General features: G+C 59.2%; 9 protein-coding genes. 4 read left to right on the top strand and 5 right to left on the bottom strand.

The window, feature by feature from the left end:
• Positions 1-266: 266 nt before the first annotated feature.
• The 5 genes from H559_RS23005 to H559_RS0108490 form a co-directional block, all read right to left on the bottom strand.
• Positions 267-2021 carry a glycoside hydrolase family 19 protein gene (locus H559_RS23005; RefSeq protein WP_155845340.1) on the bottom strand — a complete coding sequence of 585 codons (1755 nt, stop codon included), beginning with the start codon at positions 2019-2021 and terminating at the stop codon, positions 267-269.
• Positions 2022-2333: 312 nt separating this feature from the next.
• Entirely contained in the window at positions 2334-3293 is a 960-nt protein-coding gene (locus tag H559_RS0108475; protein WP_028452352.1) for a glycosyltransferase family 2 protein, read from the bottom strand.
• A gap of 33 nt (positions 3294-3326) precedes the next feature.
• Complete coding sequence (locus H559_RS0108480) at positions 3327-3707, bottom strand: GtrA family protein (protein ID WP_211230911.1); 381 nt, start codon at positions 3705-3707, stop codon at positions 3327-3329.
• A 26-nt stretch (positions 3708-3733) separates the two neighbouring features.
• Positions 3734-5773, bottom strand: a complete 2040-nt coding sequence (locus H559_RS0108485) for a DUF2298 domain-containing protein (RefSeq protein WP_028452354.1) — start codon at positions 5771-5773, stop codon at positions 3734-3736.
• Between the two features lie 18 nt (positions 5774-5791).
• Complete coding sequence (locus H559_RS0108490) at positions 5792-7840, bottom strand: DUF2298 domain-containing protein (protein WP_028452355.1); 2049 nt, start codon at positions 7838-7840, stop codon at positions 5792-5794.
• Positions 7841-8615: 775 nt separating this feature from the next.
• Between H559_RS0108490 and H559_RS0108500 the strand changes: the two genes are divergently transcribed.
• The 4 genes from H559_RS0108500 (at position 8616) to H559_RS0108515 (ending at position 14148) form a co-directional block, all read left to right on the top strand.
• On the top strand, positions 8616-10604 hold the full coding sequence (locus H559_RS0108500; protein ID WP_155845350.1) for a glycosyl hydrolase family 18 protein: 1989 nt from the start codon (positions 8616-8618) through the stop codon (positions 10602-10604).
• A gap of 259 nt (positions 10605-10863) precedes the next feature.
• Positions 10864-11295, top strand: a complete 432-nt coding sequence (gene gspG, locus H559_RS0108505; protein ID WP_028452358.1) for a type II secretion system major pseudopilin GspG — start codon at positions 10864-10866, stop codon at positions 11293-11295.
• 16 nt (positions 11296-11311) lie between these two features.
• Positions 11312-12493, top strand: coding sequence for a type II secretion system F family protein (locus H559_RS0108510; RefSeq protein WP_028452359.1), 1182 nt, complete (start codon positions 11312-11314; stop codon positions 12491-12493).
• A complete protein-coding gene (locus tag H559_RS0108515) occupies positions 12490-14148 on the top strand; it encodes a GspE/PulE family protein (protein WP_028452360.1) in 1659 nt (552 codons plus the stop codon). The genes H559_RS0108510 and H559_RS0108515 overlap by 4 nt, the downstream gene beginning before the upstream one ends.
• The last annotated feature ends 23 nt before the right edge of the window (positions 14149-14171 follow it).

The raw sequence follows: 14171 nt of genomic DNA on the forward strand, positions 1-14171 counted from the left end.
TTGCCGCATTCAGCATGGCCCCTGCGCCACGCTCTCTCAAGGTCACACCTGACTGGAGAGCTCCTGCGCCGGTTTGCTGGAATGACCAGTCAGCACAAAGCTGCGCTCAAGCCACCGAAAAGCATCTGCGCATTCAGGAGGAGCGACTGGCTGCGCGCGCGGAAGAAGTCCGGTGATCCGCAAATGCTCCGAGCCACGAAGCGAATAAGGAACGACAAAGAAAAAACGGGAGGCCGCAGCCTCCCGTTTTTATTGGTGCATTCCGCTTACTTCAGCGTTACGCCCCAGTTTGCTTCCACGCACTTGGTGTACTGACCGTCGATCAGGGCGTTGTACGGGGTCTGGTAGCTGACCAGCTGGCACTTGTTGTCACCGCCAACCTTCCAGTCCTTTTCCCAGTAGATGTTGAACGCAGCCGACGAACCACCGTCGAAGCGGCCCATGCCGGCACACTTCATCGATTCCTTCTTGATGTCCCAGCCCAGTTCGCGGGAGAACTCGGTGTAGTAGTCAAGACGGTTCTGCGCAGCAGCCTTGGTCGGGCTGTCCTGGCACTCGGCGTTGATGATCTGGATGGTGGTCGGGAAGTCATTACCCAGCTGGCGTGCCTTGTCGAAGTCGTTCGGCACCCAGGTACCATCGATCACATGCAGCATCGAGGGCTTCGGCGGTTGCGGGTAGATGAAGAAGAACACGGCAGATGCCAGGTTCAGCCAGGTATCCGCTACCAGCTCAGGCTGATTCAGCAGCTTGAACTGGTCGCCGTCAAACATGGCCTGCGAGAACGGACCGTAGTTGTAGTTGTAGGACAGCTGCTTGGCGCCACGGCCGAAGTAGCCCTTGAACTTGCCATCCGGCAGCTTGCCGCAGGTCCAGGTCTTGTTGAAGACCGGGTCGTTGCACTCGGCGTTGTAACCGGACATGCCCTCAGTCCAGCCCATTTCACGCACGTGCACCAGTGCCTGGCGCCATTCCGGAATGCCGAACTCGACGATGCTGTGACCACCGGTTTCCTGCGCGAAGTGCGCAAACATGCCGGCGAGCGAACGGCGGCAGATTTCGTCGCTGTTGCGGCCATCGGTATAGGTGTCGCAGAAGCCCGGGAACTTGGCCACGGCCTGGAGGAAGCCCTGATAGGTATAGGCCTTGTTGCGGACCTGGAAGAAGTAGTCGAATTTCTGCTGTGAAACCAGCGCTTCGACACGCTTCACGTTGTCCGGATTGGTCGCCTTGCCCGGCGCAACCGCTTCGACCACGCTATTGGGCAGGGTGCGTACCGATGCCTTCACCTTGCGGAAGATGTCGGAGTTGGTCAGGGTTGCTGCGTAGGCTTCGGCTTCAGCCTTGGTCGGCACACCGCACGAAGCTGGGGTCGATACGTTGCAAGGCAACGGTGTAGGAGTAACCGTGCCGCCATTGCTGCCGCCCGAGCAGGCGCCGCTGCTCACCCATACACCGCCTTGCGACGGATCGTTGCCTTGTGTCCACCACTTGGCGCTGTAGTTGTAGCCCAGGTAAGAAACCTTGGCGCCGCCCTGGTAAGCGGTTGCCGCGCTCCAGCCGGCTTCACACGGACCAGTCACCACCGGGGGCTGAGTCGGTACGGCAGTAGGTGTTGCGGTAGGAGCAACCGTCGGTGCAACAGTTGGCGCAACGGTCGGCAGCGGGGTTGCTGTCGGTGTTACGGTCGGCTTGGGCGTCGGCGTTGCCGTCGGTGTCGCGGTAGGCAGCGGAGTGGCGGTCGGGGCCACTGTCGGCTTGACGGTCGGTGTTGCAGTCGGAGCAACGGTAGGAGCAACAGTCGGCACCGGAGTCACGGTACCGGCCACTTCACCCCAGGCGCCCCACTGCTGCGATCCCGGAACTTCACCCTGGGTCCACCACTTGGCCTTCCAGGTCTTGCCCTGGTAGGTCACGGTCTGACCAGCGGTATACACGGCTTTGGCGTCCCAGTCGGCGGCCATTACGGACACGCTGAGGAACAGCCCGGCGACCAGCGCCGAAACTTTATGTCGAGTCATCACTTTTCACACTCCACGCCCGGATCATTATGCCGTTGGGTACGCAAGCGCACCCCGACTGCAGGCTTCCGGAACCCGCAGGCCGGCCTTTGCTTTTATGGGAGTGTGTGACTGGTCGGACTATGTTTGTGTTTTCATCCGGTCTTTGCCGGACATTGCGCATCGGTTATGGATAGCGCCTACAAATCACACTGCGGGCAATGGTATCAGCTTGTAGTCGCCAGTCAACAATTACTTACAGGCGGTTGGAAAGGCGGCAAACCCATATCCGGTAACGGCTCCGGGCCATTGCGGGCTCCGGGTGCCATCATTTCATTCTGACTGCTTGCTGCTGCCGGACGGCGTGTGCCCTTGCACAAAATACAGCGGCCTCTGCTTGGTTTCACCGAAAATACGTCCCAGGTATTCGCCCAGCACACCGATGAAGAACAACTGCACCCCGCCCAGGAAAAGCACGGTAACCATCAGCGTCGGGTAGCCGCGCACGGCATCACCCCAGATCAGCGTCTTGGCAATGATCCAGATGCCGTCGGCAAACGCCAGCAGCGCAGTCAGCAGGCCGAGATAGGTCGCCAGTTTGAGCGGAGCGATGGTGAAGGAGGTAATCCCTTCCAGCGCAAAATTCCACAGCTTCCAGTAATTGAATTTGGTTTCACCGGCCGCACGCGGGTCGCGGCGGTATTCGATGGCCTTGGACGGAAAACCCACCCAGGCAAACAGGCCCTTCATGAAGCGGTGCTGCTCGCGCAGCTGCAGCAGTGCATCGACCGAGCGGCGGCTCATCAGACGGTAATCACCCACGTCGCGCGGGATTTTTACCTTGCCGGAAACCTTGTCCATCACCTTGTAGAATGCACTCGCCGTCGCCTTCTTCAGCCAGGTTTCGCCGTCGCGGTGCGTGCGCTTGGCATAGACGATATCGTAGCCGGCACGCCATTCGCGGATGAAGTCATGAATCAGCTCGGGCGGGTCCTGCAGGTCGGCATCGATCACGATCACCGCGTCGCCCTTCGCATGATCAAAACCGGCGGTCATCGCGATTTCCTTGCCGAAATTGCGCGAAAGGTTCACACAGGCGACGCGCGAATCCAGCGCGCACAGTTCGTCGATGATGGCTTGCGTGCGGTCACGACTGCCGTCATTCACGAAGATCATCTCGCAGCGGTAATCGGCCAGTTCGTCAAACAGGGCACTCATGCGCGCATGAAATGCGCCCAGTACGGCCTCTTCGTTGTAGGCCGGTACCACGACAGAAATCAGCGGTTTCATCATATCCACTCCATCCATGGCCGTCGCACGGCCTCGTTATTGTTCTGCTGCCGGGTGGCGGAAGGCCCAGAGCTTGCTGCCGGCAAAATTCCACAGCAGACACAGGCCGGTCACCAGCAGCTGCGCCAGCCAGTGATTCCAGAGCAGCACCCCGGTCAGCATGGCCATCAGCCCGGTATTGATCACCCAGCCCGCGCCGGCAATCACGTAAAACTTGCTGGCAGCCTCGAAGTGGCTCTTGCTGCTGGCAAAGGTGAAATGGTAATTCAGCAGGTAATTCACGACCGCCCCCAGCAGATAGCCCAGCGCCGAAGCCAGCGCCGCCGGCCAGCCCAGAAGATCGGCCCCCAGCCACAGTACCGCGTACTGCGCCAGGGTACCCACTCCCCCTACCATCGCAAAACGCAGGAATTGCAATAGCCCTGCTGGCATGCCCCTAAACATCATGGCCGGCGTACCCACAGGCCTACATGCACGTCCGGATTTCCCTGGAATTCGATCCACGCATACTTGCTGCCAACGGCCTGATTGATCTGCGCCCAGGCGGCCGGCTGCTGCGAATGATCCTTGTAATTCCAGACGATGTATTCAACCTTGTTGGCAACCAGCCAGTCCGCCGCATCCGGCAGCGTGCCGGCATAGAACTGGCGGATCTGTTCTTTGAGCGCCCAGGCCTGGCCGACACTGCCATGCCAGGTCATCAGGTGCGAGGGCCAGCCCAGCAGGTTCGGCTTCACCGCGAAAACGGCATAGATGCCGGAGTCGGTGTAGGCGTCGCCATACCAGTTTTCCAGCACGATGCCGTAGGGCGCTTTTTCCAGATAGCGGAACATGTCGCGCACCGTCGCATCGCGCGTGTAAAGGCCGTGCGCTTCCAGCTTGCCGAGATCGCCCTTGCCGGTATAAATCCAGTAGCGCGCCACATCATAGGCGTAGATGTTGATCAGCAGCAGTGCGCCCACCGTCACCCAGCGCACCCAGCTGCGTACGCTCATCAGCAGCGTCACCGTCATGGCGACGACAGCGCCACTCCAGATCCAGCCCCACCACTTCATCGTGGTATTGGTGCGCTCGTAGCGCCCTCCTGTCGGGTCATCGACATAGATCAGCTCGGAAATCAGCAGCAAACCGAGGAAAACGACCGAGAACAACAGCGCAAGACGGCGGGTTTCCTTCTGCCACACACCCAGCGCGGCGAACAGCAGAATCGGCCAGTGCTGCGCGATGAATTGCATGAAGGGCGTGTGATCTTGTGTCTGCACGAACTTGATCGGGGTCGCCAGCGCCTTGCCGGCAAAACCGGCCAGGAAAGGATAGAGCAGCAGGAAACCGCCGATGCCGCCGACGAGCAGCGCACGCCAGTCCGGCGGCTGCCGGTTCAGGTAGCGCCAGGCGATCCAGCCCAGCACCAGGGCGCCCTGCAAGGGGAAAGTCCAGGTGTTGGTAGCAATCATCACCGGCACGGTCAGCGCCAGCAGGGCCTCGTACACAAAGGTCGATTCAGCCGGCTGTTCGACCTCGACATCCGTTCCGCGCACCGACGGCCGCGCCGTTTCGATGGCACCGATAGCGGCAATCGCCAGCAGCAGCAGGAAGAAGCCGCCGAGTGGCGGGTGATAGTCGCCAACGTAATACTGATAACCGAAATCTTCCGAAGGCAGCTCGCGCGGCTCCCAGCCGCCGACCGCCTTGTTCGGGAACCAGCTGCGGCCGAATTCGGTATTCAGGCGCTGGTCAAACAGGCCGATGAAGCGCTGGCTCGACCACATGCCATCATTCGCATAGTTGACCATGTCCTGTTCAGTGGCATTGGCCGGTACCGTGTGCGAGAGATGCACGAAAGGCGTCGCGCCCGTGCCGCCCAGCGTAAAGGTGATCACCACCAGCCAGCGCGCCCATTTCTGCGCGAGGAAGCGCGCGGCAAAGTCCCAGGCCAGCGTGATCGGCAGCGCCATCAAGAGGGCAAAGGCGATGTTGTAGGTCAGGCCCGGCCCCATGCCGAACATCCGCCCCATCAGCGCAGCCGCGTAATGCTGGAAGGCGTAGTAGAAATCGAACTTGTTGGGCGGGAACCAGTGGTCGAGCGGCGGCAGCTGCGCCCCCGGCAGGTAGTTGCCGATGAAGAACAGATCGGTGACGCGTTCGGACGTCGGGTAGATCACCGGAAACGCCCATTTCCACGCCAGCCCGTAGGCAAACGCCAGCAGGAACACGAGCTCGGCGCGCCAGAAGGCCTGCTCGCACAGGCGTTTGCGCTCCGCATACAGCAGGAACACCGACACGGCCGTCGTGAGCGGCCACAGCCAGGCCAGTTTGCCAAGGCCGATGAAATGCTCCAGAAAGAACATCGCCAGGCAGAACAGCAGGATGCCAGCTGCCCGCGCCAGTGCAAAGGACGGAATCCAGCGGCTGGCGAGCGTGGTGACGCCGGCAATGTTCACCACCAGCAGCAATAGCGTAAAGAGGAAATAAATCAGGTTCATGGTGTGCTCTCTCGTGCCTCAGCGCGCGCTGCGGCGCTCCCAAATGCCGGCCTCCTGGCCGTTGTTCTGATAGAAAGGACGCCAGTTGAAATCACGCCCGATAGTCATGTGCAATTGCTGGCGCGCGCCCGGTGTACGGGTTTCATCCCCCCAGGTCCAGACGATGTAGCGCACATTCTGCTGATTGAGCCAGCCCAGCGGATCGGGCAGCTGCGCACGATAGAAGGAGCGGATCGCCGCCGCCCGCTGCGGCACGAAACTCGGCATGCCGCGCCATTGCGCCACATGGTCCGGCCACCCAAGCACGACGCCCTTGCCGGCATTGAGTGCCAGGGCGGATGCCGGAGAATACGCGCCCTGCTCCACCGCCTCCAGCACGATACCGTCCGGCGAATTCTTCAGGTGCGTGAGCATATTGCGCGCCATTTCATCCTGCTTCAGCCAGCCGTGCCCCGCCATCTGCCCCTTGTTGGGCTTGGGCGTGTGCAGCCAGTAGGAACCAATCGCCACGGCATACACCAGCAACGCCGCCATCATCGCGCCCACCAGCAGCCTGACGGCACGGTGGCCCACGCCCAGCGCGACGCTGCCCAAGCCGACGAGCGCCGCCGGCCACAGCCACGACCACCATTTGAGCGTGGTATTGAAGCGCTCGTACTTGCCCCCCATCGGGTCGTCAACGACGATCAGTTCCGAGAGCAGCAAAAGCCCGGCCAGCGTCAATGCCAGCCAGCCAGCCCAGGGCACGCGGCGCGACAGGGCAAGCCCCAGTCCGATCAGCAACAGCATGGGCCAGTGCAGCGCCAGAAAATACGGCAGCGGCGAATGATCGCCACCTTTTACCCAGGCCACCGGCGTGCTCAGCGAAGCCGGTGCAAAATGGCTGAGAAAAGGGTAAATCAGCGCAAAACCCAGCAGCAAGCCGGTCAGCAGCGAGCGCCATTCCTGCGCCAGCGTCTTGCGACGGAAAACCAGCCAGCTGGCGAGCAGCAGCACCTGCAGCGGAAACACCCAGGCATTGGTCGCCAGCACCAGAGCTGGCGTCAGGCCGAGCGCAATACCAAGCACTGTATCGCCACACAGCCATTTACCTTCAAGGGCCGTAGAGTCATACCCATCACCATCTGTCAGCTCCTTGCGCTGCGCAATACCCAGCGTCAGCGCCAGCGTCCACAGCAACAGCACGAGGCCACCCAACGGCGGGTGGTAATCACCCAGATAACTGAGGTAGGCCACCGTTTCCAGCGGCAGCTCGCGATTTTCACGGAAATCCGGCTCGAGCGGATTGCCGGCCACGGCACGCCCCAAATCGGTATTGACCCGGTCATCGAACATGCCGGCAAAGCGCGTGCTCTCCCACAGGCGATCGGTCGCAGCCTGCTGGGCGCTGACTTCCGGCGCTTCCCTGATCATCAGCGGCATCAGCGGAGAAAGACCGTTGCCGCCAAGCAGCAGCGTGGCCACCAGCGCGGCACGCACCCAGCGGCGGACAATGAAAAACGAAGCGATTTCCCAGGCGAGGCTGGCCAGAAACGCAATCAGCAATGCCCACGACAGATTCATCGCCAGGCCAGCTTCCAGATTGAAGACGCGCCCCAGCAGAGCGGCGGCGTAGTGCTGGAAGGCATAGTAGAAGTCGAACACGCTACCGGCCAGCCAGCGATCCGGCGGCGGCAGTGTATCACCAGCCATGTAATTGCTGATGAAGTAGAGATCGGTCAGGTGTTCCGAACCGCTATCGATATTTGGAAAGGCAAAGCGCCAGGCAAAACCGTAGGCAAAGGCGCACAGGAAGACCAGTTCGCCCCCCCAGAATCGGCGGTGCTGACGCCAGTTGCGCTGCGGCCAGAGTGCGGCAGCAGCCAGCAGCGAGGTCAGCGGCCACAACCAGGCCAGGGAACCGAGTCCGATGAAATGCTCCAGCGCGAACAGGAACAGCACAAGTCCCAGAACACCAAGCAGGCGCGCACTGGCGAGCCCCGGCAGGCATCGCATTACAAATGCGGTCAGACCAGCCAGATTGAACAGGATCAGGCCAACGGTCAGTAGCAGATAAATCAGGTGCACGCTTACAACCTCCCTCCATCGCGCCCCGCCGCCAATTAATGCATTCAATTCCGCGAATAGCGAAATAGCGGAGGCGAATTTATGTAGTAGTGCGGGGCATTCTACGGAACAGCGATTTATACGGGCAAGACTTGCTTACATTTTTCCCGCCACATGCGACAAAAGGCAGTCATCACCCTCCAGACGGTCTTGCAAAACAGGAGGGCATCGCCAGGCAGACAAGGACACCGTTCGCCGTTTACTCAGGAAAAACAACAGCTCCAGCAAGATGGCATCAAAAAGCAACACCAGCAAAAACAGTGCAACGGGAGCACCGGTACGGGGCAGAAGAATCAAATTCCTGAGCACACAGTGACTTAGCCGGCACATTCCGCATTCCGCAATGCACCATTTCTTACGCATATAAGAAATCGCTAAATTAATGAAATTTGTAGTCGTTTTTTTTTGCATACATTTCGATTGACAGACGAAATGCATTCTGCAAAAAATACGTCCACGCCAAACGAACAAGGCATTGAATTCAAAAAGCCTTATAAGCTTATTTCAATACCTTTTCAGGTAATTGCATTTCGCTTACATAAAACATAAGACACCACCCCTACCGGGATGAGTGAACGAAGCGCAATATAATTGACCACCAATATCAATTCTGGTGATCAATAGCGAGACGCGAATTTCCAGGCACCCAGGCTGAAGCCTGCCCAGGCAGGCCGAAGCAAGAGGCGGAGAATATACTCCGCAGAAAAACAGGAAGATGAGGAAGCTCCAAATGAAGATGTTCCGCTTGGCCGCCCTGCCGGCCGCTCTCGCATTCGTTTGTGTCACCGCGTTCGCTGCCGACTGGCAAGAAGGCAACACGTACAACGCCGGCGCTCAAGTTACCTATGCCGGTAAAACCTACCAGGCTCTGGTTACCCACACCGCCTATGTCGGTGCCAACTGGACTCCGTCCTCCACCCCGACCCTGTGGAAGGAAGTGAGCGGCTCCACTCCGACGGCCACTCCGGTTCCGACCGCGACTCCGGCTCCGACTGCCACCCCGACCGTAGTTCCGACTGCAACCGCAACTCCAACTACCGCACCGACCGCCACTGCCACTCCGGCTGCCGGCTGCTACGCAGCATTCAAGTCCGGCACCGCCTACACCGGTGGTCAGAAAGTAACTTATAACGGCCGCAACTACGAAGCCAAGTGGTGGACCACCGACACCCCGAGCAACAGCGAATGGGGCCCGTGGAAAGACCTGGGCGCCTGCTCCGGCAGCACTCCGACTCCGACTGCCGTAGTGACTCCGACCCCGACTTCGGTTGTGACCCCGACACCGACCGGCGTAGTCACTCCGACTCCGACTTCGGTTGTCACTCCGACTCCGACCGCCGTCGTTACCCCGACTCCGACCGCTGTTCCGACCCCGACCCCGACAGCCGTACCGACACTGGCTCCGGGTGCAGAAGTTCCTGCACCGACTTCCGCTCAGGTCGGCTCCTACTTCACGCAGTGGGGCGTATATGGTCGTGACTATCAGGTAGCCGACATCATTTCCAACGGCTCTGCAGACCAACTGACCTTCATCAACTACGCCTTCGGCAACATCTACGAGAAGAACGGTGGTTATGAATGCGGTATCGTCAACAAGCTGGAACCGGGCGCGACCAATCCGGATGCTGCTGGCGCCGGTACTGGCGGCGATGCCTGGGCTGACTTCGGCCTGACCGCCAAGCGCCGTGTTGATCCGTCCGACACCATCAAGTGGGACGACAAGCTTGCCGGCAATTTCCGTGAATTCGTTGCCTACAAGAAGAAATATCCGAACACCAAGCTGTTCATCTCGCTGGGCGGCTGGACTTGGTCCAAGTGGTTCTCCAAGGCATCCGCTACCGATGCCCTGCGCAAGCAACTGGTCAGCTCTTGTATCGATATCTATATCAAGGGCAACCTGCCGACCCTGGATGGCCGCGGCGGTCCGGGCTCCGCACCGAACCTGTTCGACGGTATCGATATCGACTGGGAATTCCCGGGCGTAATCGGTCAGCCGTACAACACCGTATCCGCTGCCGACAAGCAAAACTTCACCCTGCTGCTGGCCGAGTTCCGCAAGCAGCTGGATGAACTGGCTGCCGTCAACAAGAAGGAATATCTGCTGACCGTTGCGATCGGTGTCGGTAAAGACAAGATCGAAATGACCGAGCCGCAGGCGTACAGCAAGTATCTGAACTGGATCAACATGATGTCGTATGACTTCAATGGCGGCTGGGCAGCGCAAGGCCCGACCGACTTCCAGTCGCACCTGTATCCGGATACTGCCAGCGCCAACTACTGGGATCCGAAAGATCCGAGCAAGCGCAGCCTGACTTCGTACTACAACGTCGATGATGCAGTGAACCTGCTGATCAACGCCGGCGTGAATCCGAAGAAACTGGTTGTCGGCATTCCGTTCTACGGTCGTGGCTGGACCGGCGTGACCAACGCCAACAACGGTCTGTACCAGAAGGCCACCGGTGCTGCTCGCGGCACCTACGAAGCCGGTATCGAGGACTACAAGGTACTGAAGAATGCTCCGGGCAATGTGTTTGTTCACCCGGTAACCAAGCAGTCCTGGAAGTTTGACGGCTCGACCTTCTGGTCCTACGACACTCCGGAAGTGATCCAGACCAAGATCGACTACGCCAAGGCCAAGGGTCTGGGTGGCATGTTCAGCTGGTCGCTCGACGGCGACGACAGCAACGCTACCCTGATGAAGGCCATGAGCAAGGTCAAGCAGTAAGGGTTCTGCCTGCAAGACAAAACCCTCCCGTTCGCGGGAGGGTTTTTTTTAGCGGACACGCTTGCGAGCCATAACTTACAACCCCTGACACGCAACAGCACAACGCGCCGCAAACAGCGCCGAAACCCGCGTCAATTCTGGCTTTTACCGAAAAAAATCTTGCCACCAAAGCTGACAGGCAGTTAGCATGAACGAATCTGCCCATCGTCCGTGCCCGGTGTACGAGCATGGATACCACAGCTAAAAATGGCCACGTCAAATGACTAGTAAACGCATTCATTCCATCCGGGGCTTTACCCTGCTCGAACTGCTGGTTGTACTGCTGATCATCGCCCTGCTGGCGGGGTATGTCGGCCCGAAGCTGTTCGGTGAAGTCGGCAAGGCGAAAAGCAAGACGGCCATGAGCCAGATGAAGTCGATCTCCGGTGCGCTTGATCAGTACAGGCTGGATACCGGCCGCTATCCGAGCACAGAGGAAGGATTGCCGGCACTGACCCGCAAACCGGCCAATGCCAGCAACAAATGGGCTGGACCCTATCTGATGAAGGATGCGCCGAACGACCCATGGGATCGTCCTTACGTCTACAAGCTGCCGGGTGAGAACGGGCACGATTACGAACTCCTGACCTATGGGCTGGATGGCCGCCCGGGAGGTGAGGGTGAAGATGCAGATATCAGTTACTGGCAATAAGCGATAAACATTAACCATGCGCTACCAGGTCAAGGCACTCGCAAGCGGTGTCATGCAGGATCTCGTTGTCGAAGCCGGCAACGAACAGGATCTGCGTGAGCAACTGCGCCAGAAGGGCATGCAGCTTATCGCTGCACGCCCGGCTGACCGCATGCGACTGCCTGCCCTGAGCAAGAAAGGTTTCCAGCTCTCGCTCTTTACCCAGGAACTCATTGCCCTGCTGGATGCTGGCCTGACACTAATCGAAGCCGTCGAAACGCTGAAAGAAAAAGCCGAGGCCGATGAACACGGGGCCGTCCTGGGGCGCATGATCGAAAGCCTTTATGAAGGGCTGCCCCTTTCCAGGGTTATGGGCAAGATGCCCGAACATTTCCCGCCGCTTTATGTCGCGACGGTCGGCTCTGCCGAGAAAACCGGCCATCTTGCCGATGCGCTGAAGCGCTACCACCACTACGAAACACGGCTGCAGGGCGTTCGCAAGAAAATTGTGTCGGCACTGGTTTATCCGCTGGTCATCATCACGATCGGCGGCGGCATCATGCTGTTCCTGCTGTTTTACGTCATTCCGAAATTCAGCCAGATCTATGCCTCCATGCGCAATCTGCCATTTGCCGCACAGCTGATGCTCTGGTGGGGCGAACTGGTGCACAAGCAGGGGCTGATTCTGTTTGCCGGCATCATCGGCTCGATCAGCGTGGCTGTCATGCTGCTGCGTTCACCAGCGGTAAAAGGGCGCCTGAAGGAGATGTTCTGGCGCCTGCCCAAAATCGCTCAGTATCAGCGGCTTTTTGCGCTGACCCGTTTCTATCGCACGGTCGGCCTGCTGCTGTCCGGCGGGCTCTCGATCATTGCAGCCATGGAACTGGCCGCGCAACTGCTGCCACCGGGAATGAAGCTGGCGCTAACCCAGGCCATCACCGATATCCGTACCGGGCAATCCCTCTCGGCCACTCTGCCACGGTATGCGCTGACCACGCCCGTTTCCGAGCGGCTTTTGCGCGTGGGCGAACAAAGCGGGGAACTGGCAACCATGTTCGAGCGGGCTGCCCAGTTCTGTGATGAGGAACTTGATCGTGCCATCGAAATGTTCACCCGACTGTTTGAACCGATCCTGATGCTGGTCATCGGCGTTCTGATCGGCACGATCGTCTTCCTGCTCTATATGCCAATCTTCGAGCTGGCCGGAAACATGCAATGAGCGCCCTTACGCTTGATTTTATCCTTGCTCTGCGCCAGAACGCAGAGGGCAAGGAATTGCCACCGCTGATTGCCCAGTTGCTGGGGCTGGATGCCCGCACCTATGTCAGCGAAGTCTCTGCCCTGCTCGGCATGCCCGGCTTCGTGCGCGATGAACTTGAACATCTGAAGCTGCGTTATGACATCCTTGGTTTCACCGATGCGGTAGCCCGCCGCTGCGTCGTGGCCGAACACCCGCAGGGTGGTTACTGGTTTATCGTGGCGGACCCGTTCGACCCGCTGATCCGCAACTGGGCACTGCAGAATCTGGGCATACCCTTCAGCATGGCATTTGCCCATTACGATGATTTGCTGGGCTTTTTTACCGAGCTTGAAACCTCGCACCGGGCGATGGACCAGCTCGCGCTGAGCGAAAACGCAGAAAGCAACACCGATGGCATCCCTGAAATTTCACTGGCCGCGCTTTCGAAAGACAGCAATCCCGTCGTCAAGCTGGTGAATTCCACGCTGTACGACGCACTGAAATCCAAGGCGTCGGACATTCACCTGGAGAGTACGCCGCAAGGGCTGACAATCAAGTATCGGATCGATGGCGTCATTCTTGGTGCCGGTGGCGCGAATGGCGTAGAAACGGCCGAACAGGTCATTTCCCGTCTCAAGGTGCTGGCCGACCTCGATATTTCGGAACACCGCGTTCCGCAGGATGGACGCTTCAAGGTACTGCTCAATGGCCGCGAAGTGGATTTTCGTGTTTCCATCATGCCGTCGATTCATGGCGAAGATGCCGTACTGCGGATTCTGGACAAGCAAAGCACAAACAGTTCCTTCAAATCACTGCAGCTCGATATTCTGGGGCATGAAGAAAGCACCATGGAGGCAATCCGCTCCCTGGCACGCGAGCCCTATGGCCTTCTACTGGTAACCGGCCCCACGGGTTCGGGCAAATCAACTACGCTCTACGCTACACTTTCCGAAATCAATACGGGCGATGAAAAAATCATCACCATCGAAGACCCGGTCGAATACCAGTTGCCCGGCATTCTGCAGATTCCCGTGAACGACAAGAAAGGCCTGAGCTTTGCTCGCGGCCTGCGCTCGATCCTGCGGCATGACCCCGACAAGATACTGGTTGGCGAAATCCGCGACGGCGAAACCGCCAATATCGCCGTGCAGGCGGCGCTGACCGGCCACCTGGTGCTGACTTCGGTACACGCCAACAATGTATTTTCCGTGCTCGACCGCTTCATGCACATGGGCGTTGAACCCAACTCGTTTGTCGATGCGCTGATCGGTGCAGTAGCCCAGCGCCTGATCCGCAAGGTGTGCCCACATTGCGTCACTGACGACTATCCGACCAACGAACTGCTGGCCCAATCCGGCCTGACACCACAGGATGTCGTGGGCTGGACATTTCGCAAGGGCTCCGGGTGCTCGCACTGCCGCGATACCGGCTACCTTGGGCGCAAGGCGATTGCCGAAGTGCTGCGCCTCAGCGACGAATTGCGTGAAGCGATTGCCAGCCGGGCGCCCGCTGTACACATCAAGCAGATGGCCATGCAAACCGGCTTTCAGTCCATCCGGAAGGTGGCATTGATGTCCGTCGCCCGGGGAGAAACCACCTTGCAGGAAGTAAACCGTGTCACATTTGTTGATTAGGCATACCGTCTGGCTCAACGGCC

The organism is Chitinilyticum aquatile DSM 21506 (assembly GCF_000430805.1).
Classification (GTDB): Bacteria; Pseudomonadota; Gammaproteobacteria; order Burkholderiales; family Chitinibacteraceae; genus Chitinilyticum; species Chitinilyticum aquatile.